The organism is Pseudarthrobacter sp. NamE5, from assembly GCF_005796225.1.
Classification (GTDB): Bacteria; Actinomycetota; Actinomycetes; order Actinomycetales; family Micrococcaceae; genus Arthrobacter.
The window spans coordinates 71529-96613 of the sequence record NZ_VAHO01000008.1; the positions used below are offsets into that span (position 1 = coordinate 71529).

General features: G+C 65.2%; 19 protein-coding genes and 2 tRNA genes. 11 read left to right on the forward strand and 10 right to left on the reverse strand.

Features of this window, described 5'->3' with window-relative positions; genetic code table 11:
- Position 1 precedes the first annotated feature (1 nt).
- Complete coding sequence (locus FDW84_RS11405) at positions 2–1909, reverse strand: acetolactate synthase large subunit (protein ID WP_138609506.1); 1908 nt, start codon at positions 1907–1909, stop codon at positions 2–4.
- 376 nt (positions 1910–2285) lie between these two features.
- Positions 2286–4004 carry a dihydroxy-acid dehydratase gene (gene ilvD / locus FDW84_RS11410; protein WP_138609508.1) on the reverse strand — a complete coding sequence of 573 codons (1719 nt, stop codon included), beginning with the start codon at positions 4002–4004 and terminating at the stop codon, positions 2286–2288.
- A gap of 244 nt (positions 4005–4248) precedes the next feature.
- Between ilvD and FDW84_RS11415 the strand changes: the two genes are divergently transcribed.
- A complete protein-coding gene (locus FDW84_RS11415) occupies positions 4249–5409 on the forward strand; it encodes a sunset domain-containing protein (protein WP_240721482.1) in 1161 nt (386 codons plus the stop codon).
- A 287-nt stretch (positions 5410–5696) separates the two neighbouring features.
- Positions 5697–5772: transfer RNA gene (locus FDW84_RS11420), tRNA-Lys, on the forward strand.
- Between the two features lie 195 nt (positions 5773–5967).
- Here the strand turns inward: FDW84_RS11420 and FDW84_RS11425 are convergent.
- Positions 5968–6420: a MarR family winged helix-turn-helix transcriptional regulator gene (locus tag FDW84_RS11425; RefSeq protein WP_138609671.1), complete on the reverse strand. Its 453-nt coding sequence runs from the start codon at positions 6418–6420 to the stop codon at positions 5968–5970.
- 96 nt (positions 6421–6516) lie between these two features.
- Here FDW84_RS11425 and bcp point away from each other — a divergent pair, with 96 nt between their 5' ends.
- The 8 genes from bcp (at position 6517) to FDW84_RS11465 (ending at position 16497) form a co-directional block, all read left to right on the forward strand.
- Entirely contained in the window at positions 6517–6990 is a 474-nt protein-coding gene (gene bcp, locus FDW84_RS11430) for a thioredoxin-dependent thiol peroxidase (protein ID WP_138609512.1), read from the forward strand.
- Positions 6991–7096: 106 nt separating this feature from the next.
- Positions 7097–7181, forward strand: a tRNA-Leu gene (locus FDW84_RS11435).
- 203 nt (positions 7182–7384) lie between these two features.
- Complete coding sequence (locus FDW84_RS11440) at positions 7385–8071, forward strand: fasciclin domain-containing protein (RefSeq protein WP_138609515.1); 687 nt, start codon at positions 7385–7387, stop codon at positions 8069–8071.
- A gap of 184 nt (positions 8072–8255) precedes the next feature.
- Entirely contained in the window at positions 8256–9914 is a 1659-nt protein-coding gene (locus tag FDW84_RS11445; protein ID WP_171046763.1) for an ABC transporter substrate-binding protein, read from the forward strand.
- 78 nt (positions 9915–9992) lie between these two features.
- Entirely contained in the window at positions 9993–11495 is a 1503-nt protein-coding gene (locus FDW84_RS11450; RefSeq protein ID WP_138609518.1) for a malate:quinone oxidoreductase, read from the forward strand.
- A 70-nt stretch (positions 11496–11565) separates the two neighbouring features.
- Entirely contained in the window at positions 11566–14799 is a 3234-nt protein-coding gene (locus FDW84_RS11455) for an efflux RND transporter permease subunit (protein ID WP_138609520.1), read from the forward strand.
- Between the two features lie 115 nt (positions 14800–14914).
- On the forward strand, positions 14915–16024 hold the full coding sequence (locus FDW84_RS11460) for an LLM class flavin-dependent oxidoreductase (RefSeq protein ID WP_138609522.1): 1110 nt from the start codon (positions 14915–14917) through the stop codon (positions 16022–16024).
- The gene (locus tag FDW84_RS11465; protein WP_138609524.1) at positions 16024–16497 is read left to right on the forward strand and encodes a MarR family winged helix-turn-helix transcriptional regulator; all 474 of its coding nucleotides are present in this window, start codon (positions 16024–16026) and stop codon (positions 16495–16497) included. The genes FDW84_RS11460 and FDW84_RS11465 overlap by 1 nt, the downstream gene beginning before the upstream one ends.
- A 56-nt stretch (positions 16498–16553) precedes the next feature.
- On the opposite strand, the gene FDW84_RS11470 is transcribed toward FDW84_RS11465, so the two are convergent.
- Both FDW84_RS11470 and FDW84_RS11475 read right to left on the reverse strand, forming a co-directional pair.
- A complete protein-coding gene (locus FDW84_RS11470) occupies positions 16554–17360 on the reverse strand; it encodes a transglutaminase-like domain-containing protein (protein WP_138609526.1) in 807 nt (268 codons plus the stop codon).
- Positions 17361–17432: 72 nt separating this feature from the next.
- A complete protein-coding gene (locus FDW84_RS11475) occupies positions 17433–18272 on the reverse strand; it encodes a hypothetical protein (RefSeq protein ID WP_138609529.1) in 840 nt (279 codons plus the stop codon).
- A 175-nt stretch (positions 18273–18447) separates the two neighbouring features.
- On the opposite strand from FDW84_RS11475, the gene FDW84_RS11480 reads away from it, so the two are divergent.
- Positions 18448–19107, forward strand: coding sequence for a DUF1684 domain-containing protein (locus tag FDW84_RS11480; protein ID WP_138609531.1), 660 nt, complete (start codon positions 18448–18450; stop codon positions 19105–19107).
- Between the two features lie 94 nt (positions 19108–19201).
- On the opposite strand, the gene FDW84_RS11485 is transcribed toward FDW84_RS11480, so the two are convergent.
- The 5 genes from FDW84_RS11485 to FDW84_RS11505 are packed head-to-tail and all read right to left on the reverse strand — an operon-like array spanning position 19202 to position 25081.
- On the reverse strand, positions 19202–20356 hold the full coding sequence (locus FDW84_RS11485) for a cysteine desulfurase family protein (protein WP_138609533.1): 1155 nt from the start codon (positions 20354–20356) through the stop codon (positions 19202–19204).
- A gap of 7 nt (positions 20357–20363) precedes the next feature.
- Positions 20364–21281 (reverse strand): carboxylating nicotinate-nucleotide diphosphorylase, encoded by a 918-nt coding sequence (gene nadC / locus FDW84_RS11490; RefSeq protein WP_240721483.1) that lies wholly within the window; start codon positions 21279–21281, stop codon positions 20364–20366.
- Positions 21274–23073 (reverse strand): L-aspartate oxidase, encoded by a 1800-nt coding sequence (locus tag FDW84_RS11495; protein WP_371419167.1) that lies wholly within the window; start codon positions 23071–23073, stop codon positions 21274–21276. Before FDW84_RS11495 ends, nadC begins: the two co-directional genes overlap by 8 nt.
- The gene (gene nadA / locus FDW84_RS11500; RefSeq protein WP_138609535.1) at positions 23067–24374 is read right to left on the reverse strand and encodes a quinolinate synthase NadA; all 1308 of its coding nucleotides are present in this window, start codon (positions 24372–24374) and stop codon (positions 23067–23069) included. Before nadA ends, FDW84_RS11495 begins: the two co-directional genes overlap by 7 nt.
- Positions 24371–25081 carry an NUDIX hydrolase gene (locus FDW84_RS11505; protein ID WP_138609537.1) on the reverse strand — a complete coding sequence of 237 codons (711 nt, stop codon included), beginning with the start codon at positions 25079–25081 and terminating at the stop codon, positions 24371–24373. The genes nadA and FDW84_RS11505 overlap by 4 nt, the downstream gene beginning before the upstream one ends.
- Positions 25082–25085 lie beyond the last annotated feature (4 nt).

Genomic DNA, 25085 nt, shown 5'->3' on the forward strand with positions numbered 1-25085 from the left:
GTCAGTCCTCTTCTTCCCATTCCGGGGTCATGTTGCGGGCAACCTGGATCTGGTCGTTGCTCACGCCGGCGGGCACCATCGGCCACACCATGGAGTTGGGGCTCACAACGAAGTCGATGACTACAGGGCGGTCGTTAATTTCGAGGGCCTTCTGGATGGTGGCGTCGATGTCCTCGTCGCGTTCGCAGCGGAACGAGGCGCAGCCGTAGGCCTCCCCCAGCTTGACGAAGTCCGGGATACGGACGGTGTCGTGGCCGGTGTTCAGGTCCGTGTTCGAGTAGCGGCCCTCGTAGAAGAGTGTCTGCCACTGCCGCACCATGCCCAGCGAGGAGTTGTTGATGACAGCCACCTTGATGGGGATGTTGTTGATCGCGCAGGTGGCCAGTTCCTGGTTGGTCATCTGGAAGCAGCCGTCGCCGTCGATCGCCCAAACCACACGGTCAGGCTCGCCTACCTTGGCGCCCATCGCTGCCGGAACGGCGTAGCCCATGGTGCCGGCCCCGCCGGAGTTCAGCCATGCGTGGGGGCGCTCGTACTTGATGAACTGCGCGGCCCACATCTGGTGCTGGCCCACACCGGCTACGTAAACCCCTTCGGGACCGGTCAGCGCGCCGATGCGTTCGATGACTTTCTGCGGGGCCGTGAGGCCGTCCTCCGGTTCAGTCCAGCCCAAAGGATAGGTTTCCTTGAGGTTGTTAAGGAAGGCCCACCAGGTGGTGAGGTCCGGAACGCCGGAGGCCTCGAACTGGGTCCGGACTGCGTCGGTGAGCTCAGGGATGATCTCCTTGACGGATCCAACGATGGGGACATCAGCGGGCCGGTTTTTGGAGATTTCGGCCGGGTCGATGTCCGCGTGGATCACCTTGGCCATGGGCGCGAACGTCTTGAGCACGCCGGTGACACGGTCGTCGAAGCGCGCGCCCAGAGTGATCAGGAGGTCTGCCTGCTGCAGGGCAGTCACGGCGGAAACGCTGCCGTGCATGCCGGGCATTCCAACGTGCTGCGGGTGCGAGTCCGGGAAGGCACCTTTGGCCATCAGGGTGGTGACCACCGGCGCTCCGGTAGCTTCCGCCAGGGCACGCAGTTCGGCAGAGGCGTGCGCCTTCACCACACCGCCCCCCACGTAAAGCACGGGCTTGGAGGAGGCGGCGATCAGCTTTGCTGCCTCGCGGACCTGCTTGTTGTGGCCACGGGTCACGGGCCGGTAGCCGGGCAGGTCCACCTTGGGCGGCCAGGAGAAAGTCATCTCCCCCACCTGGGCGTCCTTGGCCACATCCACCAGGACGGGCCCGGGGCGTCCGGTGGAAGCGAGGTGGAACGCTTCGGCCATGACGTGCGGGATGTCGTTGGGGTCGGTCACCAGGAAGGAGTGCTTGGTAATGGGCATCGTGATGCCCACGATGTCGGCTTCCTGGAAAGCATCGGTGCCAATGACACCACTGGAGACCTGCCCGGTGATGGCAACCAGCGGCACGGAGTCCATGTGGGCATCCATGATGGCGGTAACGAGGTTGGTGGCGCCGGGGCCCGAGGTGGCGATGCAGACGCCTACCCGCCCGGTCACCATGGCATAGCCTTGCGCGGCGTGGCCGGCTCCCTGTTCGTGACGGACCAGCACGTGGTTCATGCTGGAGGCCATCAAGGGGTCATAGGTGGGCAGGATCGCGCCACCGGGCAAACCGAAAATATCGTCGACGCCGAGTTCTTCGAGCGAGCGGACAATAGCTTGCGAGCCGGTCATCACCGTTGGGGGTACAACTTTGTTCGGCCCAAGGACAGGAGAGACGGCAGCAAGGTCGGCGACGACGGCGGCATGGTCAGCCGTCCGGTCGGCGCGTTCCGGAGCCTTGGTGGCTCCAGTGGACTTGGTGGCCATCAGCGAGGGGCTGATGGGCGATCCTTTGCTCATCGGACTCTTCCTTGTGGATCATCTGTGGTTCATGGAAACAACGGGAAATAAAAAAACCCCTCAGCCTGAGCGGCTCTTCGAGGGGTTGCGCGTGACGGTTCGTTACCGGAGGAGGCTAATGTGCCACGCGCTTGGTAAGGACGACGACGGTGCCGGCGGTAACGAAAGTCATGCGTTCAGTTTTCCCTCTGGTGAGATACGTGTCAACGAGGCGCTACCCGATCTCACCATGTGGACATCATTGTCCACCAAACGATCCGATCAGCGAAAGGACCAAAACTTTCAGCAGCCTACCCAAGCCGGGAACGGCTTAATAAGGGTGGCACCGAGGGGCCCCGTGCGTGCGGCGCTCAGCGCCGCACGCACGGGGAAGGCGTCACCCGCAATACGCCCCTGTGCTGGCGCTGTGCACCAGCTTGGCGTACTTGGCCAGGACGCCTTTGGTGTAGCGCGCCGGCAGCGGCTCCCAGCCCACCTTGCGGGCCTCGAGCTCGGCCTCGTCCACCAGCAGGTCGAAGCTGCGTGCCGCGATGTCGACGCGGACACGGTCGCCGTCTTTGACGAAGGCGATGGGGCCGCCGTCGACCGCTTCCGGGGCAACGTGGCCGATGCAGAGGCCTGTGGTGCCGCCGGAGAAACGCCCGTCTGTTAGGAGGAGCACATCCTTGCCAAGGCCTGCACCCTTGATGGCGCCGGTGATGGCGAGCATTTCGCGCATGCCCGGGCCACCTTTGGGGCCTTCGTAGCGGATCACGACGACGTCGCCGGCATGGATCCGGCCGTTGTCCAGGGCATCCAGGGCACCCTGTTCGCGTTCAAAGACGCGGGCGGTGCCTTCGAAGACGTCGGCGTCGAAGCCGGCACTCTTCACCACGGCACCTTCGGGCGCCATGGAGCCGTGCAGGATGGTGATGCCGCCGGTCTTGTGGATCGGGTTGTCCAGCGCGCGCAGGATCTTGCCGTCAACGTCCGGCGGGTTGATGGCTTCGAGGTTCTCGGCGACCGTCTTGCCCGTCACGGTGAGGCAGTCACCGTGCAGCAGGCCGGCATCGAGCAGCGCCTTCATGATCACCGGCACGCCGCCGATCTTGTCGACGTCTGTCATGACATAGCGGCCGAAGGGCTTGAGGTCGCCCAGGTGGGGGATCTTGTCGCCGATGCGGTTAAAGTCGTCCAGGGTCAGTTCAACCTCGGCTTCGCGGGCGATCGCCAGCAGGTGCAGCACGGCGTTGGTGGAACCGCCAAACGCCATGGTGACCGCGATGGCGTTCTCGAAGGCCTTCTTGGTCATGATGTCCCGGGCTGTGATGCCCTGGCGGAGCAGGTTGACCACTGCCTCGCCGGACTTGCGGGCAAATTCATCACGACGGCGGTCTGCCGAGGGCGGTGCGGCTGAGCCGGGCAGCGACATGCCCAGCGCCTCGCCGATGCAGGCCATCGTGTTGGCGGTGTACATACCGCCGCAGGCGCCTTCGCCCGGGCAGATGGCCTTTTCGATGCGGGTGAGGTCCTCCATGCTCATTTTGCCCGCGGCGCAGGCACCAACCGCCTCGAAGGCGTCAATGAGGGTGACTTCCTTTTCGGAGCCGTCCTCAAGCTTGACCCAGCCGGGCATGATGGAGCCGGCGTAGAGGAAGACGCTGGAGAGGTCAAGGCGGGCCGCAGCCATGAGCATCCCCGGGAGGGACTTGTCGCAGCCCGCCAGCAGCACGGAGCCATCGATCCGCTCAGCCTGCATGACCGTCTCCACGGAGTCGGCAATGACTTCACGGGACACCAGGGAGAAGTGCATGCCTTCATGCCCCATGGAAATGCCGTCTGAAACGGAAATGGTCCCAAACTGCATCGGGAAACCGCCGCCTGCGTGAACGCCTTCCTTGGCGCCCTGGGCAAGCCTGTTCAGGGAGAGGTTGCATGGAGTGATTTCATTCCACGAGCTTGCAACGCCTACCTGCGGTTTTGCGAAGTCGTCGTCCCCCATGCCTACTGCCCGGAACATTCCGCGTGCCGGTGCAGCGTGGATACCGTCGGTCACCACCCGGCTCCGGGGTTTGATGTCAGGCTTGTTCTCGGTTGCGGTCTGGGTGTCACTCATAAGGGAAAGTCTATGGCTCCGGGACCCGCTGGATGACAGAACTGGCGCCTCCGGGACGAAAAACGGGAAATTTCCCATCGAAGGCTGGGCTTCCATCTCAGATGGTGAGACGAGGCCCCTCGCACTCCCCAATGCCTGTGGCACACCTCACGTTCCGGCTGTCCGGCCCGCCATGCGGCGTGCGTTTGCCTTATATGAACCTAGACAGCCGTGGCGACCAGACGTAGCGTCGGGGCAGGACAGCTTGGAAATCCCGACTGAAGGGCTAGATGTGGATCTCGTTTTCTGGATCATTCTTATTGTTCTCCTCGCCGGCGTCGTTTGGTGGCTGTTGAACCGCAGCCGTGCGTCGAAGGATGGTACTTCTTCCAGGGCGCCAGGTGCGCCAGGCACTCAGGGCAGCCGTGCGGACGGGGCCCTGTCCGCTGGCGGCGGGACTGGGGTCTCCGCCGAAGCCGCCGGGACCACCGGCATTGCCAGCGCAGCAGGGTTTGGGCGGGCTGCCGAACCAGCCGCACCGGCCACTGCGGAGGAGCCCGCTGAAACTGCTGCGGCGCCCGCAGCTGCAGGCGGCCCGGGAAGCACGGGGGCAGACTCCTTCACGTCGTCCACAGCAAGCCGGGAAGAACACCGCCGGCGGGACGAAGCCGAGTGGGAAACCCAGTGGTCGGAAGCATCCGGCTCCGGCTCGTCCGCAGTTCCCCAGGGCAGCGGCGGGAACGACGCGATCAAGGACACGGCCGGGAAGGCCTCTGGCGGCACGGAGGGACGCGGCCAGGAAAGTGCGGCCGCGATGGCCGGTGCATCCGCGCACCGGGCAGAAGCCGCACCGGTGGCGGGCCCCGCGGAACCTGCGCCGGACGCAGCAGCTGCCGGAGGCCGGCCCGTCCACCATCCTGAGTACACGGATCCGCACGCCCCCACCCTCCCCGGTGCGGAAACGGCCGCTGTAGAGGACCTGGATGACGCCGGTACAGAGGTCAGTGCCCCGACGCCGGCGCGACCGGCCACCACCGGGCAGGGCATGGCAGCAAACCAGGCGCCGGATTCAGGACAGGCAGGGGCTGTTCCCGCGGCCGCCGCCGCTGCCGAGACTGCAGACCGCACCCAGTCCTCGGCACTGGTGGAGGCCGGAGCGGACCACACCGGGGAGCCGCAGTCCGCCCCGGCGCACGAAGCGGCGGGGCACCTCGCGGCAGAAGAGCCCTACGGTGCCGGCTCAGCCGCCCCCGCAGCTGACGGAAGCGGACCGGCAGACTACCGGGTGAAGGGTGATGCCGGAGCCATGGTCTACTACGGCGAGGAGCACCCTGACTACGACCAGGCCAGGGCGGACGTGTGGTTCGAGTCCGAGGCCCATGCGGAAGCGGCCGGGTTCCGGGCTCCGCGGCGGAAACGCCTGTAAGGCGACGGCGGACAGTTCCACAAATGGGCGGGCAGGCGAACGGGTTCTGTGTGCCAATTCACAGCCCTTATCGCGTGCCCAAGCCCCCGCGGACGGGCAACCAGGAGGCCGTTAGAGCCTCCCGGTGAGTCCGGAAACCGCGGATTTCTGCTGGTTTTGCCATCGACAGAAAAGCCGGGCCCTCAACTCCGCACCGATTTCACATGAACCAAAAGTTCGTGTAGAGTTTCATGTCGTTGCGGAGGTCAACGGGGAAAGAAAAGCCCGGCGATCAAAGCAAAAGGAATGCACCTCTAGCTCAATTGGCAGAGCAATTGACTCTTAATCAATGGGTTCCGGGTTCAAGTCCCGGGGGGTGCACCAGGGAGAAAAGCCTCCGGCTCACAGCAATGTGGGTCGGAGGCTTTTTTGTTGCCTCCCCACTGTTAGCACCGACGCGCTCCTGATGTCGGGCCCCGTCCATTTCTCGGCGGCCATGGCCGGAGCACAAAAAAGGCGTGGCCCCGACCTGAACAAGTTGGGGACACGCCGGGGCAGCATCGGGGCCGCCTGAAATGTCTAGGGAGTGTTGTCAACCAGGGCTTCGGCGCTGGGCGAGGTGGCGAACTGGCTGGCCAGCTCCCGCACCACCGCCTGGAGCTCCTGCCGGAGCACATCAGGATCGATTGACGCGGACGCCAGCACTGAACGTTCCATCTCCACTGCCGCTGCCACTGCCTCCTTGCCGCGCTCAGTGAGTGACACAACATGGCTCCTGCGGTCCGACGTGCTGCGGACGCGGACAATGTGCCCGTGCGACTCCAGCCGGCTCAGCGTCTTCCCCATGGTCTGGGCCTGGACACGGACGTATTGGGCAAGCTGCGCCTGGGTCATGGGGCCTTGCGCGTCGAGAACCTCAATGGCGATAACACCGGCATGGGTGAGGCCAATAGCACCGAGTTTTTCATTCCAGGAGTGTTCGACGAGGCGCGCAGCAGTGGACAATAGGCGCCCCGTGGGCCAGTGATCCATATCAGGCATAGCAGCAAGTATAGCCAAGTGGTGATTAGCACTGGTTCCCCCTGCTTACTAGGCTGTTGTGTCCCGCCTGCAACAAGGAGAAAAACATTGGCTGAAAGACTCGTAGCCGGAGACGACGCGCCCGGCTTTACCTTGAAGGATTCCTCAGGTGCAGAGGTGGCCCTCTCACCCGGCACGGGCCGCCACACCATCGTGTACTTCTACCCGGCGGCCGCAACACCGGGATGCACCAAGGAAGCATGCGACTTCCGGGACAACCTGGCTTCCCTCCAGTCTGCGGGCTACGACGTCCTGGGCATCTCCCCTGACCCCGTGGAAAAGCTGGCCAAGTTCGCCGCCAAGGAAGACTTGAGCTTTCCTTTGCTCTCGGACGAGGACCATTCCGTGGCGGAGGCCTACGGCGCCTGGGGCGAAAAAAAGAACTACGGCAAGACCTACCAGGGACTCATCCGTTCCACTGTCGTGGTGGACCCGGATGGCAAGGTTGCGCTGGCCCAGTACAACGTCAGGGCAACGGGCCATGTGGCCAAACTGCGGCGGGACCTGAAGCTGGACTCCTGACCCGTCACTGGCTCCTGCTGCGGCTGACCCCGGATCCCGCCTTGGCAAGGCTACAATGGACTCTGGCATCCGCCGTCGACCCTTTTGGAAAGCGGCGGGCAGCCCTGCGCGAGTGGTGAAATTGGCAGACACGCAGGATTTAGGTTCCTGTGCCTTCGGGCGTGGGGGTTCAAGTCCCCCCTTGCGCACCATGTGATCCCCCGGCTTTGGCCGGGGGATCACCGCGTTAACGTCTGCTGCAGAAAAATCTCCCTGGACTTACCCATCCGCATCCTGCACCCGGCCGAATACCCAGTGAGACACCAGCCACGGGCAGGTGCCCACCGGAAAAGCCCCGAGTGCCGCGGACATCCTGTCTGCGGCGGGCAGAAGCCACAACCCAAGGAGAACTGAAATGCCGACCATCAAGCGCACAACCTTCACCGTCGCAGGCGTTGCAGCCGCAGCTCTGTTCAGCCTGACCGCATGCGGCGGTTCCGCCTCCACGCCAGGCTCCTCCGCCCCCGCAGACTCACCCTCGGCCTCCAGCATGGCTCCCTCCCCGTCGGCCACCTCCTCCCCCGGCGCCTCGGCCGGCGCCATGGATCCCGCCGCCAACCTGGTGGGTCCGGGCTGCGCTGCGTATGCAGAGCAGGTGCCCACCGGCGCAGGTTCGGTTGAGGGCATGGCCCTTGACCCGGTGGCCGTTGCCGCATCCAACAACCCGATCCTTAAGACCCTTACGTCCGCGGTTTCGGGACAGCTGAACCCCAAGGTTGACCTGGTGGACACTCTCAACGGGGACGAGTTCACCGTCTTCGCACCGGTGGATGATGCCTTCGCCAAAATCGATGCAGCCACCATTGAAACCCTGAAGACCGATGACGCCCTGCTCAGCAAGATTCTGACCTACCACGTGGTGCCCGGCCAGATCACCCCCGACATGATCGCGGGCACGCACGCAACCGTCCAGGGCGGATCCGTGACGGTTACCGGCAGCGGCGACGAACTCAAGGTGGATGAGGCCAACGTTATCTGCGGCGGCGTCCAGACGAAGAACGCCACCGTTTACCTGATCGACTCGGTGCTGATGCCGAAGTAGCAGCAACTGCAGGCAATCTGTTCCAGCAGGTAAGCCGGGGGTGGCTCCGCGAAGACGCCCCCGGCTTCGCTGTCGGCGTCCCGGGGAACGCCCAGGAACGGCAGGGGACGTCCATTAGACTGGGGTCCGGTCCGCAGGCGGCGGTGCCGCAAGATCCAGAGGTGATGTTTGAGTGCCCAGCAGTATGTCCCGGCGGACAGTCATCAAGACTGGCGCTGTCCTCCTGGCGTTGGGCATCACCTCCTGCACAGCCACCCCGGCCCCCTCGCCAACGTCCGGCTCCCCCAGCCCCGCTCCTGCCGCCGAACCGGCCGCCACCTTTAACTTCGGAACTGCTGCCCAGCCGCTGGGCCTGGATCCCGCCCTCTCAAGCGACGTCGAGTCGCAGCGCATCACCCGACAGATCCTCGAGGGTCTGGTGGGCGTTGACCAGACCACGGGCAAACCCACTCCCCTGCTGGCAACGGAATGGACCGAATCCAATGAAGGCCGCTCGTACACCTTTAAGCTCCGGTCCGGCGTCGTTTTCCAGGACGGCACCCCGTTCAATGCCGACGCCGTATGCGTCAACTTCAACCGGTGGTTCGCTTTCCCGGAGGCGCTGAGGCGGCAGGCCCCGGGCAGTTCGTTCAAAGGGGTCTTCAAGGCGCACTCGGACGAGCCGGAGCTCTCCATCTTCAAGAGCTGCACGGCAGTGTCAGCGGACACCGTGCGGATCGACCTTTCCCAGCGGTTCACCGCGTTCCTGCAGGCGCTCACCCTTCCTGCCTTTGCCATCGCTTCACCGGCCGCCCTCACCGCCGGCACGGCTGATGTGCTGGACCAGAACCGGGGCGGCCAGACCCTCTCCGTCTTCGGCACCAATCCTGTGGGTACGGGTCCGTTCCGTCTTGCGTCGTGGGACGAAGGGAGTGTCACCCTGGCCACCAACACGTCCTACTGGGGTGAACGGGGCCAGATTGCCACCATCAACTTCCTGGCCTACGACCATCCGCAGGCCCGGCTGCAGGCGCTGCTGGACGGCACCATAGACGGCTATGACGCCGTCACAGTGGGCAACTTTGACCAGCTCGTCAAGCGCGGGAAGCAGATTGTCCAGCGCGACCCGTTCTCGGTAATGTACGTGGGCATCAATCAGGACATCCCCGTGCTCCAGAACCTCAAGGTCCGGCAGGCGATCGAAATGGCGATCGACAAGGAAACCCTGATCCGCAGGTTCTTTATCGACAACACAGCAAGGGCCACACAGTTCGTCCCGCCAAAAATCAGCGGATTCAACAACGATGCGCCGGAACTGGGCCACGACCCGGCCAGAGCCAAGGAGTACCTCAAAGAGGGCGGGTACGCGGGCGAGGAACTGAAGTTCTACTATCCGTTGAACGTCACCCGGCCCTACCTGCCCACCCCGGAGAAGGTTTACGCGGAAATCAGCCGGCAGCTCACGGCGGTTGGGTTCAACATCCAGCCGGTTCCCGTTGAGTGGTCCGACGGCTACCTGCAGAAGGTGCAGTCCCCCGGCGACCATGCCCTCCACCTCCTGGGATGGAACGGCTCCTACTCGGACGCGGACAACTTCGTTGGCCCTCTTTTCGGAGAGAAGAACGGCGAGTTCGGGTACCAGGATCCCCAGGTCTTCTCCAAGATCAACCGGGCGCGCGGGATGCCGGAGGGCGAAGAACGGGATGAGCAATATCACACCATCAACGCCCAGATCGCGGCCACAGTCCCCGCCGTCCCTGTGGCGTTTCCCATCTCCGCGCTGGCCCTTTCCGACCGGGTGCTGAGCTATCCCGCCTCACCGGTCTTAAATGAAGTTTTCACGAAGGTGCAGCTAAAACCTTGACGGACCGCCTCAATTTCAGTATGCCCGCGCCCGGGGATATTCTGTGACAGCCAGAGCCGCTGCAATCGGAGACTGATCGTGACCTTTATTTCCAAGACCCCACATGCCGACGTCGTCCTGATTGGCGGCGGCATCATGAGCGCCACGCTGGGGGCATTCATCAAGCAGCTGGAGCCGGACTGGACCATCTCCCTCTTTGAGCGGCTGGACCAGCCCGGCCTGGAAAGCTCCGGCCCCTGGAACAACGCCGGGACCGGCCACGCTGCCCTTTGCGAACTCAACTACTCCCCTGTAGCCAGGGACGGCTCGGTGGACCCCTCCAAGGCGCTGCTCATCAACGAACAGTTCCAGCTTTCCCGGCAGTTCTGGTCCCATTTGGTGGACCAGAACCTGATCGGCTCACCCAAGCGCTTCATCAACACAGTGCCGCACATGAGCTTCGTGATCGGCGAGGACCATACCCGGTTCCTGCGGACCCGCTACGAGGCCCTGAAGCCCCACACCCTGTTCCGCACCATGGAGTACTCCGAGGACCACGGCCAGATCGCCAAGTGGGCTCCGTTGATCGTGAAGGGACGTGACCCGAAGCAGCGCATCGCAGCCACCCGCGCCGCCGAGGGCACCGACGTCGACTTCGGGGCACTGACCCGTGAGCTGACCACCTACCTGGGGAACAACGGCGTCGAAATCAACTACGGCCACGACGTCACGGACGTTTCAAGGGCTTCCGACGGCGGCTGGAACATTTCGCTGAAGCATCCCAAGTCAGGGGAACACGGCAAGATCCACGCCAAGTTCGTCTTCGTGGGCGCCGGCGGGGGTGCCCTGCACCTGCTCCAGGCCTCCGGCATCCCGGAAAGCAAGGGCTACGGCGGCTTCCCCGTCTCCGGGCAGTTCTTCCGCTGCACTGATGAGACCATCGCCGCACAGCACAGCGCCAAAGTCTACGGGCAGGCGTCGGTGGGAGCTCCCCCCATGTCCGTGCCGCACCTGGATACGCGGTACGTGGACGGCAAGCGCTCACTGCTGTTCGGACCCTATGCAGGGTTTTCCACGAACTTCCTGAAAAACGGCTCCTACCTCGACCTTCCGCTGTCCATCCGGCCCGGAAACATCATTCCCATGCTTGCCGTGGCTAAGGACAACATGGACCTCACCGCATACCTGGTGAAGGAAGTGATGAAGAAGCACACGGACAAGGTGGAGGCACTGCGGGAGTACTACCCGGAAGCCAAGGACGGCGACTGGGAACTGATCACCGCCGGCCAGCGTGTACAGATCATTAAGAAAGATCCGCAGAAGGGCGGCATCCTGCAGTTCGGCACTGAAGTGATCGCGGCCCGCGACGGTTCCATCGGAGCGCTCCTTGGCGCCTCTCCCGGTGCCTCGACTGCGGTACCGATCATGATCGAACTGCTGAAGAAGGCTTTCCCCCGGAACTTCAAGGGGTGGCAGTCCAAGCTTAGGGACATGATGCCCGGCTACGGGGTCAAGCTTGACGAGAACCCGGACCTGGCCATCGAGCTGGAGAAGGCGACGGCGGCATCACTTCAGCTGGAGAGCGTTTCGGCCAGCCGCTGACCCTGCCGGGGTCGGCGGACCGCAGCTTGCGGGTCCGTATCAGCCACTTAACCCCACAGGAGATCATGCGATGTTCCGCCTGGCTCAACTTTCCCTCGCGAACCGGGCCCTGATCGCACTGGTCACCGTCTTCGCCTCCGTGTTCGGCGTGATCACCATGTCGTCGCTGAAGCAGGAACTCATCCCATCCATTGAGTTCCCCCAGATCACGGTGCTGACTGCCATGCCCGGGGCCTCCCCCGAGGTGGTGGACAAGCAGGTGAGCGCGCCGCTCGAAACTGCGTTGAACGGCGTGGAGGGGCTGGAATCCACCTCCTCCACGTCGCGCAACGGCGTCTCCCAGATCACCATGGTCTTTACGTATGGTTCCAATCTGGACCGCGCGCGGAACCAAATTGACCGGGCCATCTCCAACGCCAAGCGAAATCTCCCGGAGGACGTCCAGCCGCAGGCCTTTGCGGGCAGTATCAACGACTTCCCCATCGTTTTCCTGGCGGTCTCCTCCGACAGGAGCCTCAGCGAACTAAACGCCGACCTCCAGCGGCTGAGCGTACCCAGGCTGCTGAAGATCGACGGCGTCCGGGGCGCCGACGTGACTGGCGGCGCCACCCAGCACATCGAAATCCTTCCCCGCCCCGAGGCCATGGCGGCCTCCGGGGCCACCATCACCTCCATCCGGGATGCCCTCGGCAACAACGGCGACCTGATCCCCGCGGGCACTCTTGAAGAACAGGGCAAGACGCTGTCCCTGCAGATCGGCAGCCCCGTGGACTCGCTGGACGCGATCAAGGCGCTGCCTCTTGCCGGGGCCGGGAACGATGCCACTATCGGCGCCGTGGCGGACGTGTCACTCAAGGACGACGAGCGGACCTCCATCACCCGCACTAACGGAGCAGAAACGCTCGCGGTGTCGGTGACCAAAAAGCCTGAGGGCGACACTGTGGGCATCTCGCATGACGTGCGGGACACCCTGGACGAGCTGGAGGCCGAACTTGGCTCGAAAGCCAAGTTCACACCGGTCTTCGACCAGGCACCCTTCATTGAAAAATCCATCAAGGACCTCACCACCGAGGGCCTGCTGGGCCTGGGCTTCGCTGTGGCGGTTATCCTGGTCTTCCTGATGTCCGCCCGGTCCACGCTGGTGACCGCGGTATCCATTCCGCTCTCGCTCCTGATCACTTTCATCGGGCTGTCAGCCACGGGCTATTCGCTCAACATCCTCACCCTCGGCGCACTCACTATCGCCATCGGCCGGGTTGTGGACGACTCGATCGTGGTGATCGAGAACATCAAGCGGCACCTCAGCTACGGCGAGGACAAAGCCACCGCCATCCTGACCGCCATCCGGGAAGTCGCCGGGGCGATCACGGCCTCCACACTCACCACGGTGGCGGTGTTCCTCCCCATCGCGTTCGTGGGTGAGCTGGCGGGCGAACTGTTCAGGCCCTTTGCCCTCACCGTGACCATGGCGCTCCTGGCCTCGCTGCTGGTCTCGCTGACCATCGTCCCGGTGCTGGCGTATTGGTTCCTCAAAAACACCGGCGCTGCGCCCGGGGCCGCTGCTCCAAACGCCGCAGCCGCCCGCCGCACAGCTGCCGAAGCCCGTGCGAGGGCGCTGGAGGCAGAACAGCGCAGCAGGCTCCAGCGGGGGTACCTCCCCATCCTCACCAAGACGCAGAAACATCCCGTGGTCACACTGGTTGCCGCCGTCCTGGTACTCGGTGCCACGGCAGCCATGACTCCGCTGCTGGCCACCAACCTGCTGGGCAATTCAGGCCAGAACAGCCTCACGGTGCGCCAGGTACTGCCGGCCGGCACCAGCCTGGCAGACACCAGCGCGGCAGCCATCCGGCTGGAGGAAGTGCTGCGCGGCGTCGACGGCATCAAGGATGTCCAGGTGACCTCCGGCAACGCCCAGGCAGGCTTCGCAGCACTTACTTCCACCGGTTCCTCCAACTCAACCTTCACCGTGGTCACGGACGAAAAGGCCGACCAGGAACAGCTGCAGGAGACCGTCAGGAGCGAACTGTCCAAGGTGCCCGATTCGGGCAAAGTCTCGGTAGGAACCCAGCAGGGCGGCTTCGGCACGTCGTCCACTGTGGACATCACGCTCAAGGCCGCCAGCAGCACCGACCTTCGGAAAGCCAGCGACACCATGGTTGCCGCGATGACCGGCGTGCCGGGAACCAGCGAGGTGCAAACCAACCTCGCCGCCAGCCAGCCGGTGGTCCAGGTCAAGGTGGACCGGGCAAAGGCTGTGGCAGCCGGGCTCAACGAAGAACAGGTGGCTGGGGTCCTGGCCTCCACCATCAGCCCCATTCCGGCCGGCGAAGTCCGGATCGACACCAATGACTTCCCGGTGCAGATCGGCCAAGGCACCAAATTCACCAGCATCGACGCGGTCCGTCGCATCCCGCTTCCCGCGGCAGGAGGCCCGGTGCCGCTGGCCAGCATCGCCTCGGTGGAACAGGTTGACGTGCCCGTGTCCATCACCGCCAGCAACGGCCAGCGCACGGCACGTGTCTCCGTCACGCCGTCGGGTTCCAACCTGGGCGCTGTAAATGCCGAAGTACAGAAGCGGCTGGAGGACGTCCAACTCCCGCCGGGTGCCACCGCTGAAATCGGCGGGGCCACCACGCAGCAGCAGGAGTCGTTCCAGCAACTCGGACTGGCCCTGCTGGCGGCAATCGCCATCGTGTACGTGATCATGGTGGCCACCTTCAAGTCCCTCATCCAGCCGCTGATCCTGCTGGTCTCGGTTCCGTTCGCGGCCACGGGTGCGGTGGCGCTGCTTCTTGTGACGGGCGTGCCGCTGGGGCTTCCGTCGCTGATCGGCATGCTGATGCTGGTAGGCATCGTAGTGACCAATGCCATCGTGCTCATCGACCTCATCAACCAGTACCGCCAACCTCGGGACGGACGCCCCGGCATGAGCGTGGCGGATGCGATCATCCATGGGTCCCGGCAGCGCCTCCGTCCCATCCTGATGACTGCACTCGCCACCGTGTTCGCCCTGACGCCCATGGCGATGGGACTCACCGGCGGCGGCGGGTTCATCTCCCAGCCGCTGGCTGTAGTGGTGATCGGCGGACTCATCTCCTCCACGGCACTGACCCTGGTCCTGGTGCCAGTCCTGTACAGGCTGGTGGAGGGCAGGCGCGAGAAAAAGGCACTGCTCCGGGAACTGCAGGAACGCCCGGAGTACAGCCCCGGCGCCAACGTCGATGAGGAGTTCCGGGACTGGACCACCGGCATGGTTCCGAAGACCAGTGGCCGCCGGGCCAGGCCAGGCAGCCCCGAATAGCAGTTGAGGAATATTTTCCCGAGGGATGCGTTATACCCGGCGGTAGATGCAAATGCATCTAAATTGGACTACACTGGAACCGAGCCAGGACAGTCCAGGAACGGAAAGGCACACCATGCAGATCGGCGTCTTCAGCGTCAGCGACATCACCACTGACCCCACCACTGGCCGGACCCCCACGGAGAACGAACGCATCAAGGCCTCCGTAACCATCGCGAAAAAGGTCGAAGAGATCGGGATGGATGTCTACGCCCTGGGCGAGCACCACAACCGGCCCTTCTTCTCCTCCTCCCCCACCACAACGCTGGCCTACATCGCAGCGCAGACCGAGCGCATCATCCTCTCCACGGCCACCACGCTGATCACCACGAACGATCCGGTCAAGATCGCTGAAGACTACGCAATGCTGCAGCATCTGGCTGACGGCCGCGTTGACCTGGTCCTCGGCCGCGGCAACACCGCCCCCGTTTATCCGTGGTTCGGCAAGAACATCCAGGACGGCGTGGAGCTCGCGATTGAGAACTACAGCCTGCTGCGCAAGCTGTGGGACGAGGACACGGTGAACTGGTCCGGCAAGTTCCGCACGCCGCTGCAGAACTTCACCTCCACCCCGCGCCCGCTCGACGGCGTTCCCCCCTTCGTCTGGCACGGCTCCATCCGCACTCCCCAGATCGCGGAGGTGGCCGCCTATTTCGGCGACGGATTCTTTGCCAACAACATCTTCTGGCCCAAGGAGCACTACCAGCAGCTGATTGGCCTCTACCGTGAACGCTACGAGCACTACGGCCACGGCAAGGCGGACCAGGCGACTGTCGGCCTGGGCGGCCAGTTCTTCATGCGGAAGAACTCCCAGGACGCCGTCAAGGAATTCCGGCCCTACTTCGACAACGCGCCGGTGTACGGGCACGGGCCGTCCCTCGAGGACTTCACCTCGCAGACCCCACTGACCGTGGGCAGTCCACAGGAAGTCATCGAGAAGACCCTCACGTTCCGTGAGTACTTCGGCGACTACCAGCGCCAGCTGTTCCTGATCGACCACGCCGGCCTGCCACTGAAGACCGTGCTGGAGCAGCTGGACCTGTTCGGCGAGGAAGTTCTCCCCGTCCTGCGCAAGGAATACGCTGCCCTCAAGCCTGCCCACGTTCCGGAGCCGCCCACCCACGCCAACCGCGTTGCTGCCGCACTGGCCGCCCAGGAGGCTGAGAAGTCCGCGGCGGAGGCGTAATGGCAGGCAGAGGTTCCGAATCTCCGGTACGGCTGGCGGCGGAGACCTGGGAGTCGCTGTTCCGGACGCAGGTGGCCGTGATGCGCAGGCTGCAGTCCGGACCAGCCTTCCGGAAGCTTCCCGTGAACGAGTACGACGTCCTGTTCACGCTGTCCCGCTGTCCGTCCGGCTGGCTGCGGCTCAATGAGCTTAACGACCATGTGCTGTTGAGCCAGTCCAGCCTGAGCCGCCTGGTGGAGCGGCTGGAAAAGCGCGGGCTGGTGGCCAGGATGCCTGCGCCCGAGGACGGCCGGGGTGTGCTGCTGAAGCTGACCGACGAGGGGCGTGAACTCCAAAAGGAGATCGGCCGGGAACACATCCGGGACATTTCGGCGCTGGTAACACCGGCGCTGACACCGGAGGAGCAGAAGGAACTTACGCGGCTGACGGACAAGCTGCGGAGCTCCCTGGGGAAACGACAGCAAAGCCGGTAAGCCCAGGACGGGCAACCCCGCGCAACCCAGGCGCTGACAGCCCCCAGCCCGGACGGCTAGCCCAGCGCCACCAGCCTGGCTGGGTCCTCGACCGGCAGGTCGCCGTTAACCACGGCGGTCACCTTCATCTGGTTCAGGATCAGGCTTCCGCCCACCGTCGACAGGAACGCAGTATCGGCCGAGTCACGCCCCGCGGTAATGCGCAGCATGGACTCCCGGGGGGCAAGCCCCGTGGGGTCGATAACGTGCCAAGCGCCCTCGACGTACGCCTCTGTTACGGCGTGGAAGTCCATGGGGCTCAGGCCCGGCGCGTACACGGCGGCCAGGCGGGCAGGGATGTCCTTCGACCTCAGCAGGGCAATGGCGAGGTGGGCGAAGTCCCGGCACACTCCGCGCCGGCTGAGGAGGGTCTCCACCGCCCCGTCCGTCCCCCGTGAGGAGCCGCTGAGGTAGCGCAATTCCCCATTGACCCAGTCGCGCACGGCATGCAGCAGCCTGCCGCCCTGCACACCCTCGAACTCGGCATAGGCTGTGGGCAGGAGACGGTCCGATTCCGCGTACCGGCTGGGCCGGACGTAACGGATCCGGTCGGCCAGACCGGATTCCTCAGGCCGGCCCTTCCCGACGACGGTAGCTGAGTATTCCACCGTCACCTCGGCGGGCTCCGCGAACTCCACATAGTGGAGCCGGCCGCCGTGATGGTCGGGTACCTCGCTGACGGGAACCTGCCCGCCCCCTGCAGTGACGGACAGGTTTTCCTCGAAGGAGGAATAGCCGGCGTTCTTCGCTGCGGCTATGGCCATCGCCACTTTTGTGTTGGCTGTGGTTGTGAAAACCAGGCGTGCGGAAACAGTGCGTTCCATGACTCTCCGGGGGTGTCGGCAGGGGAAGGAAGCCGCCGCTTGGTCAGCCAGTGATGTGGGCCGGCAACGGGACTAGTCCTTGATCTCCAGAGACATTAGCATCCGCTGGACGTTGGCGAAGTCCGGGCTCCCGCCAACGAACCTGGCGGCCTCCTCCAGGGTGTTGAAAGCCTTGGCGGGCGCCACTTTCTCATCCGGCGCGAACGCTCTGAGCGTGACCACGTCCCCGAACGAGTAGTCCCCCTGGCCCGCAGGCCCCCGCAGGATGTTGTGCAGCTGGCAGGCCTGTCCGTCCGCGCCGCCCACAACGTTGGTGATGCCGTACGACCCGGAATACCGGTACCCCTGGATGACCCGGAAGACCACCCGGGGCGCAATGGTTCCCTCCCCGCCTTCGGCGGACAGCTCTGCCGGGACGCTGCTGAGCACGGTGTACGCCCGGCGTGCGCCGTCAGGACATTCAACGGACGACGGCGGCAGGCCCGTCCGCAGCGCAGCCATGAAGGTGCCATCCGGCTTCTTCACCTCGATCTTGAGGGCACCCGGGAGGCTGCCCTCCTCAGGGGACACTGACTGGGCTATCCACTGCTCCGGCAGCTCAAAGCTCACGGTTTTGCCGGGGTCGGAAAAGGTCTTCCAGGACGACGCCGTGGCGCCGGGCTGGGGTGTTGCGGAGGCACTGGCGCCGGGCGTGGCTGCTGCGGAAGCCCCGTCCGGGGCGGAGGCTTCGTCCGGTGCAGATCCGGACGCGGAGGCAGGTGCAGATGCGGTGGCCGAAGCGGAGGTGCCGGCTGCGTTCGGCTCCACAGTCCAGCCCGGGCCACCGTCCGACGCCGCTGAGCAGCCCGCCGTGAGCGCGCCGGCCAGAATCACGGCTGCGTACCGGACAGCTGTCGTTGCGATGCCTCTCATGCAGCCAGCCTAACCGGAGGGGACAGCGGCGGAAGGTGAGCTGGTACGGCGTTTCCCGGCTCCCCCTGTCCCACCCCGTCCCCACCAAGCCACGCCGGACACCACGTGCCGGACACCAGAGGTGCGTGTCGCCGTCGTACGGGCAACTGCGGTACCGGGGACTAGGCTGTTGCCTATGGAAGCGCACCACGGCACGGCTGAAGAAGATTTGGCGGACATTTCCGCCGTCGACATCGCCGACTGGCGGCTCCGGACCTTCGCCCTCTACGCCAACGTCCGGAAGATCGCGGCGGATAGTCCATCGGAAGCGCATTTGTACTGGCGCCACCAGCGCGACCTGATGTTCGCCACCCACCCTGCCTCCCCGCTGACTGCCGCGGGCAAGGCACGGTTCTCAGGCCTGAAGACGGCCGACTATGATCCGATCTACCGTTTCCACATCCCGCTGACCAAAGAAGGCGCCGGCCGGGAAATGAGCGTGGAAACCGGGACTGACGGAGTGGTTAATTTCGTCAGGCTGGGCACGTTTGATCTTCCGGAGATGGGGCAGCTCGCCGTGTGGAAGCTGCGGGGGTACGGCGGGGGCATCTTCGTACCCTTCCGCGACGCCACGGCCGGACAGTCCGGCGGAAGCTACGGCGCAGGCCGCTACCTGCTGGACACCATCAAGGGAGCCTTCCACGGTGTCAGCGGGACAGGACCGGATGCCACCTTTGTTGTGGACTTCAATTTTGCCTACAACCCGTCCTGCGCCTACAACGAGGCCTGGGCGTGCCCGCTGGCAGGGCCCTCCAACCGGCTGGCCGTGGACATCCCCGTAGGAGAGCTTTACTAGCGGGCCTTACTGAACCTGAAGCTGCTTCCGCAGGCGCCGCTGACTTCCAGCCCTGGCCCGGCCTCCAGCCCGCCGTACTTCCAGTCCTGGGCTTCTAGCCGCCGAGGGCGCGTACCGTGGCTACTGCCTGGCTTACGGCGCGGGCAGCGGTGCCGAGGTCTTCCGCCGTGACTGCCGAGTCGAAACTGAAGCGCACCGCTGTCTGTGCCACCTCGGCTTTGAAGCCCATGGCAGTGAGGACGGGAGACGGGGCGTCGGATCCGGCTGCGCAGGCTGAACCGCTTGAGCACAACACCTCCTGGCGCTCCAGCTCCAGGAGTACCGACTCTCCGCTCGTCCCGGGGAAACAGAACGAGGCCACCGAGGGCAGTCGGTGAACCGGGTGCCCGGTGAGGACGGCTCCTGGGACACCGGTGAGGACCTCGTTGATGAAGGTGTCGCGCAATGCCGCCACCCGCCGTCGTTCCTCCACCTGGCGGGCCTGGGCGAGCGTGAGGGCAGTGACAAGGCCCACTGCCGCGGCCACGTTCTCGGTCCCCGACCTGCGGCCGCGTTCCTGTCCACCCCCATGCAGGAGCGGCTCGATCCTGGTGCGGCCACGGACAAACAGCAGGCCGCTGCCCTTCGGCGCCCCGAGCTTATGCCCGGAAATGCTCATCGCATCGACACCCAGCGCCTTCGTATCCAGGGGCAGCCAGCCCGCGGCCTGGACGGCATCGGTGTGGAAGGGAATTCCCAGATGGCGTGCAGCGGCGGCCAGCTCCGCAACCGGCTGAACTGTCCCCACTTCGTTGTTGGCATACATAATGCTCACCAGCGCTGTTTCCGGTTGCAGGACTGCCAGCAGCGCCTCCGGGGTAACCTGCCCCCTGCCGTCCACGGGCACCACGTCGACGCTGAATCCGTGGAAGCGTTCAAGGTAGCGTGCGGACTCCTCCACAGCGGGATGTTCGACGGCGCTGATCACCACCCGGTTCAAGGCGGGGTCTGCGGCCTGCCGCGCCAGGGCAATTCCTTTGACGGCCAGGTTGTCCGCTTCGGTGCCTCCGGAGGTGAACGTCACCTCACCGGGGCGGCAGGCCAGGAGGGCGGCCGCCGTGGCACGTGCCCCCGCCAGCGCATGCGCAGCCGATTCGCCCAGGGTGTGATGGCTTGAGGGGTTCCCGAAGTCACCGGTCAGGTACGGCCACATGGCGTCCAGCACTTCACGGCGGAGGGGGGTGGTGGCGGCGGCATCCAGGAAGATCACAGTGTTATCACCCAGCCGTCAGTTCCACGTCCAGGCCAAGGTCCAGGGCTGCCACGGTGTGCGTGAGGGCACCGACGGAGATGACATCCACCCCGGTGCCGGCGATTCCGGAAACAGTCTTGAGGTTGACGTTGCCGCTGGCTTCCACCCGCGCACGCCCTGCCACCAAAGCCACCCCGGCCCTGAGCTCCTCCGATGTGAAGTTGTCCAGCATGATGGTGTCCACGCCTGCTGCCAGGACAGGTTCGATCTGGTCCAGGCGGTCCACCTCCACCTCGAAGTGCGTGGTGTGCCCCAGCTGGGCTTTGGCCGCCATCAGCAGTTCAGTGAGCCTGGTTGCATCCCCTCCGGTCATCACGGCCAGGTGGTTGTCCTTGGCCAGCACCGCATCGGAGAGGCTGTACCGATGGTTGGAGCCTCCCCCGCACCGCACCGCAAACCGGTCGAGAATGCGGAGGCCCGGGGTTGTTTTCCGGGTGTCGGTGATCCGTGCCTGCGTCCCTTCGGTGAGCCGGACGAATTCAGCAGTCCGGGTGGCGATGGCGGACATCCGCTGGACCAAATTCAGTGCCACCCGTTCTGCGAGCAGCACAGACCTCGCGCGGCCGCTGACCCGGGCAAGGTGGGTGCCGGCGTCGAACCTGTCCCCGTCCGCCAGCAGCAGTTCCACCTCCGTCTCCGGATCCACCAGGAGCATTGCGTCCCGGAAGACGGTGGCTCCGCTAAAGACGCCCGGCACGCGTGCGTTCAGGACGGCAGCGGCCCGGGCGGCGGCCGGGATCAGCAGCTGGGAAGTGATATCGCCAGCTGGGGCGTCCTCCGCAAAGGCACGCTCCAGGATCTCGCGGACGGGTGCCGACGGCAGGGCAAGATCGAAGCGCTGCCCGTTGGCTGCCTGCGGATCAATCACGAAGTTTTCAGTCACGGACAAGGCTCGCTTTCGGGCGGAGTGCATAGGCTTCTTCAGGTTCATCGCTGCGGTAATGGGCACCGAGGGATTCAGTGCGGTCAAGGGCTGCTGCCACCAGCAGGCGGGCCGCCAGCAGCAGGTTGCGGTCCTCGTGCCCCACGGGGTCGGCATTGCCGGCGGGAACGGCGTCGGGATGGACGACGGCGGTCCACCGGTCAAGGGTTTCCGCCGCCTCGGTCAGGAGCTTCCCGCTCCGAAGCACCCCGGCTTTGGCAGTCATCAACCGACGCAGAGCCTCCCGCGAGAACACTTCTTTTCCCCCATCGGAGCTGGCGGCCGTGCTCCCTGCCGAAACACCCGGTTCGGCCGCCGTGTTGGAGGGGAAAAGCTCTGAAGGTGCCAGTCCCTCGTCGGCCGAGCTTGCGAGGTTGGGGGGATCGTGGGGAGTACGCGGAGGAGCACCGCCAGGCGCTCCCCAGTCAGAGCCACCAAAGAGGAAAGATTCAACAGCGCGGCGGCCGAAGACGAGTCCCTCAAGGAGGGAGTTGCTGGCGAGCCGGTTTGCACCTTGGACACCGGTGCACGCAACCTCTCCGGCAGCGTACAGCCCGGGAACGGTGGTGCGGCCGAGGAGGTCGGTGACCACTCCGCCCATCCAGTAATGTGCTGCCGGCGCCACGGGTACCAGGTCGCGGGTCCAGTCGAAGCCTGCGTCGAGGATCCGCCGGGTGAGGGTGGGGAACCGGCGGGCCAGGAAACCCGGCCCTTTGGCCTGCTCGATGACGCGGGCATCAAGGTACACATGTCCGTTGGGGTCACCCAGCTTGGCCAGGTGCAGGGCAATGCTGCGGGAGACTACGTCGCGCGGGGCGAGTTCCGCGTCCCGGTGGTAGGCGGTCATGAAACGGCGGCCGCCGGCATCAACCAGGACTGCGCCCTCGCCGCGCACGGCCTCGGAGATCAGCAGGGGCTCCCCGTTCAGGCCGTTATTGGTGTCTCTGGTGGCGCCCGCTTCCTCCGCCCAGCCTTCCTGCACGCCGCCCTCCTGTACCCGGCCCTCCTGGGCGAGGCAGGTGGGATGGAACTGGAAGAACTCGAGGTCGGCCACTGCCGCTCCTGCCCGGACGGCGAGCGCCAGGCCGTCGGCCGTCGCAACGGCGGGGTTGGTGGTCTGCGCAAACACCTGGCCCGCTCCCCCGGTGGCCAGCAGCAGCGCGTCGCCCATGAGGGTGTGCTGCCGCCCGTCCCGGAGGTATTCCACGCCGTCCACCCTTCCGGATGACAGCCGGAGCGCTGTGGCCTGTGCGCCGGACAGCAGCGTGATCTTTCCGTCCGCCTGCCGCGCCAGCACCGACCGGATCAGTGCTGCGGCGATTCTGGCGCCGGTGGCGTCTCCCCCGGCGTGCAGGATGCGGGGGGCTGAATGGGCTGCTTCCAGCCCCAGCGCCGGGCCGCCGTCGCCGGCAATATCGAAGTGCGCTCCGAACCGCTGCAGCCCGGCGATGTCATGGCGTGCTTCGGTGCACAACACCTGCACGGCGGCGGCATCGCAATGGCCTGCCCCTGCCTGCAGCGTGTCCTGGACGTGGGCAGCTATGGTGTCGCCGGGAGCCGGACGATCCAGGACGGCCGAGATGCCGCCCTGCGCATACCACGTATTGCTTTCGTTCAGCTCACCCTTGGTCAGCAGGACAACGGAGGCGCCGGAGTCGACAGCCAGCAGCGACGCATACAGTCCGGCAATGCCGCTTCCGACGACGATCAGCCTCGGCACCCGGGGACGAAAGGCAGGTTCCCGGCTCACGATGGCCTGGCAGCGAGCATGCGTTCGAGCGCGGTCCTGGCGTTGTCCTGGACCGCATCCCCTACGGTGATCCGGTTGACTACCCGTCCCGCCACCAGCTCCTCAAGCACCCAGGCGAGGTAGCCGGGGTGGATCCGGTACATGGTGGAGCAGGGGCAGATTACGGGGTCCAGGCAGAAGATGGTGTGCTGCGGATACTCAGCGGCGAGCCGGTTGACCATGTTGATCTCCGTGCCGATCGCGAAAGTGGTGGGTTTGGTAGCCGCCGCGATCGCCTTCTTGATGAAGTCCGTTGAGCCTGCAGCATCGGCGGCGTCCACTACTTCCATGGGGCACTCGGGGTGGACGATCACCTGGATTCCGGGGTAGTCAACCCGTGCCTTCTCGATCTGCGCCACATTGAAGCGCTTGTGCACTGAGCAGAACCCGTGCCAAAGGATGACCCGGGAATCAAGCAGCGACTGTTCGTCATTGCCGCCCAAGTCCTTGCGCGGATTCCACATTGGCATTTGTTCCAGCGGCACACCCATGGCTTTGGCGGTGTTTCGGCCCAGGTGCTGGTCGGGAAAGAACAGCACCCGCTGCGCCCGCTGGAAGGCCCACTCCAGGACAGTTTTCGCGTTCGAGGAGGTGCAGACGATGCCGCCGTTCTCCCCGCAGAAGGCCTTGAGGGCAGCGGAGGAATTCATGTAGGTGACAGGGATGACCGGAACCCGGCCCTCGGCGTCGGGCTCGGTACCGTACAGCTCCTCGAGCTGCTCCCAGCACTCGGCCACGGAGTCGGCGTCAGCCATGTCCGCCATGGAACAGCCCGCGGCCAGGTTGGGCAGGATAACGGCCTGTTCGGGTGCGGAGAGGATGTCCGCTGTCTCCGCCATGAAGTGCACGCCGCAGAAGACGATTGCTTCCGCGTCCGGCCTGGTCAGTGCTGCGTTGGCCAGCTGGAAGGAGTCGCCCACGAAGTCCGCGTACTGGATCACTTCATCGCGCTGGTAGAAGTGGCCCAGGATGACGGCACGGTCCCCGAGCACGGCCTTGGCGGCGCGGATGCGTTCGCCCAGCTCGGCATCGCTGGCGAGCTTGTACTCCTCCGGCAGCTGGCCCTGCCGGGGCGTGGACGCCGGCGCCACGTCTGAGCTGGAGGCGCCCGGTCCGTAGGCGGGGACGCCGGCGAGCGCCTCAGCGAGGTCGTAGTCCCACGGGCCCTTGGCCAGGGCGGGGCTGCAGGTGCCGCCCTTCGCCGTCGTGCCGTTTTCAGCCTGTTCGCGCGTGATCAGCTGGATTGCTGTGTTGACGCTGCTCATGGTGTGCTCCTGTTGTCTGGGTCAAGGCCGGGCCGGCCGGTGTAGCGGTAGAGGCGCGGGGGGCGGTGCTTGCCGCCTTGGAGGTATTCGCCGGTTTCTTCGATTTCAGGGGTGGCCTTGAGCTGCCGGCGGAAGTTGGCGGGGTCCAGTTGCCGGTCAAGCACGGCTTCATAAACCTCGCGGACTTGGGCGAGGGTGAAGTACTCGCCCAGCAGGTGGTACGCCACAGACCCGTAGGTCAGCTTGTTGCGCAGGCGCCACAGGGCGTAGTCCACGATGGCGTTGTGGTCGAAGGCGAGCTCCGCCAGCCGGTCCGCCCGGAACCACCGGACGTTTTCCGATTCATCCGCCAAGGCAGCCTCGGTGGGCTGGACCAGCGCCCAGTAGACAATCGACACCACGCGCTGGGTAGGTGACCGGTGGAGTCCGCCGAACGCGTACAGCTGTTCCAGGTAGCTGGGCGCAAGGCCGGTGGTCTCCCGCAGGTTCCGGGACGCCGCGTCCTGAAGCGATTCCGCGTGGCTAAGGGGGCCGCCGGGAAGGGCCCACAAGCCTTTGAAGGGCTCGCGGATGCGGCGGACAAGGGGCAGCCAGAGCGTTGGCCGGCCGGAGCTTTCGCTGGGCCGGAGCGCGAAGATGACCGTGGAGATGGCCAGTGACGGCGGCGCAGCCTGGCGCTCTGAGACATTCGCTGAGCTGTAGTACATGGTG

Excerpts from the sequence above, each read along its gene's own strand:
- FDW84_RS11405 (WP_138609506.1), bottom strand. The coding sequence starts at position 1,909 with ATGAGCAAAGGATCGCCCATCAGCCCCTCGCTGATGGCCACCAAGTCC.
- ilvD (WP_138609508.1), bottom strand. The coding sequence starts at position 4,004 with ATGAGTGACACCCAGACCGCAACCGAGAACAAGCCTGACATCAAACCC.
- FDW84_RS11425 (WP_138609671.1), bottom strand. The coding sequence starts at position 6,420 with ATGGATCACTGGCCCACGGGGCGCCTATTGTCCACTGCTGCGCGCCTC.
- FDW84_RS11440 (WP_138609515.1), top strand. The coding sequence starts at position 7,385 with ATGCCGACCATCAAGCGCACAACCTTCACCGTCGCAGGCGTTGCAGCC.
- FDW84_RS11445 (WP_171046763.1), top strand. The coding sequence starts at position 8,256 with ATGTCCCGGCGGACAGTCATCAAGACTGGCGCTGTCCTCCTGGCGTTG.
- FDW84_RS11455 (WP_138609520.1), top strand. The coding sequence starts at position 11,566 with ATGTTCCGCCTGGCTCAACTTTCCCTCGCGAACCGGGCCCTGATCGCA.
- FDW84_RS11460 (WP_138609522.1), top strand. The coding sequence starts at position 14,915 with ATGCAGATCGGCGTCTTCAGCGTCAGCGACATCACCACTGACCCCACC.
- FDW84_RS11465 (WP_138609524.1), top strand. The coding sequence starts at position 16,024 with ATGGCAGGCAGAGGTTCCGAATCTCCGGTACGGCTGGCGGCGGAGACC.
- FDW84_RS11470 (WP_138609526.1), bottom strand. The coding sequence starts at position 17,360 with ATGGAACGCACTGTTTCCGCACGCCTGGTTTTCACAACCACAGCCAAC.
- FDW84_RS11475 (WP_138609529.1), bottom strand. The coding sequence starts at position 18,272 with ATGAGAGGCATCGCAACGACAGCTGTCCGGTACGCAGCCGTGATTCTG.
- FDW84_RS11480 (WP_138609531.1), top strand. The coding sequence starts at position 18,448 with ATGGAAGCGCACCACGGCACGGCTGAAGAAGATTTGGCGGACATTTCC.
- nadA (WP_138609535.1), bottom strand. The coding sequence starts at position 24,374 with ATGAGCAGCGTCAACACAGCAATCCAGCTGATCACGCGCGAACAGGCT.
- FDW84_RS11505 (WP_138609537.1), bottom strand. The coding sequence starts at position 25,081 with ATGTACTACAGCTCAGCGAATGTCTCAGAGCGCCAGGCTGCGCCGCCG.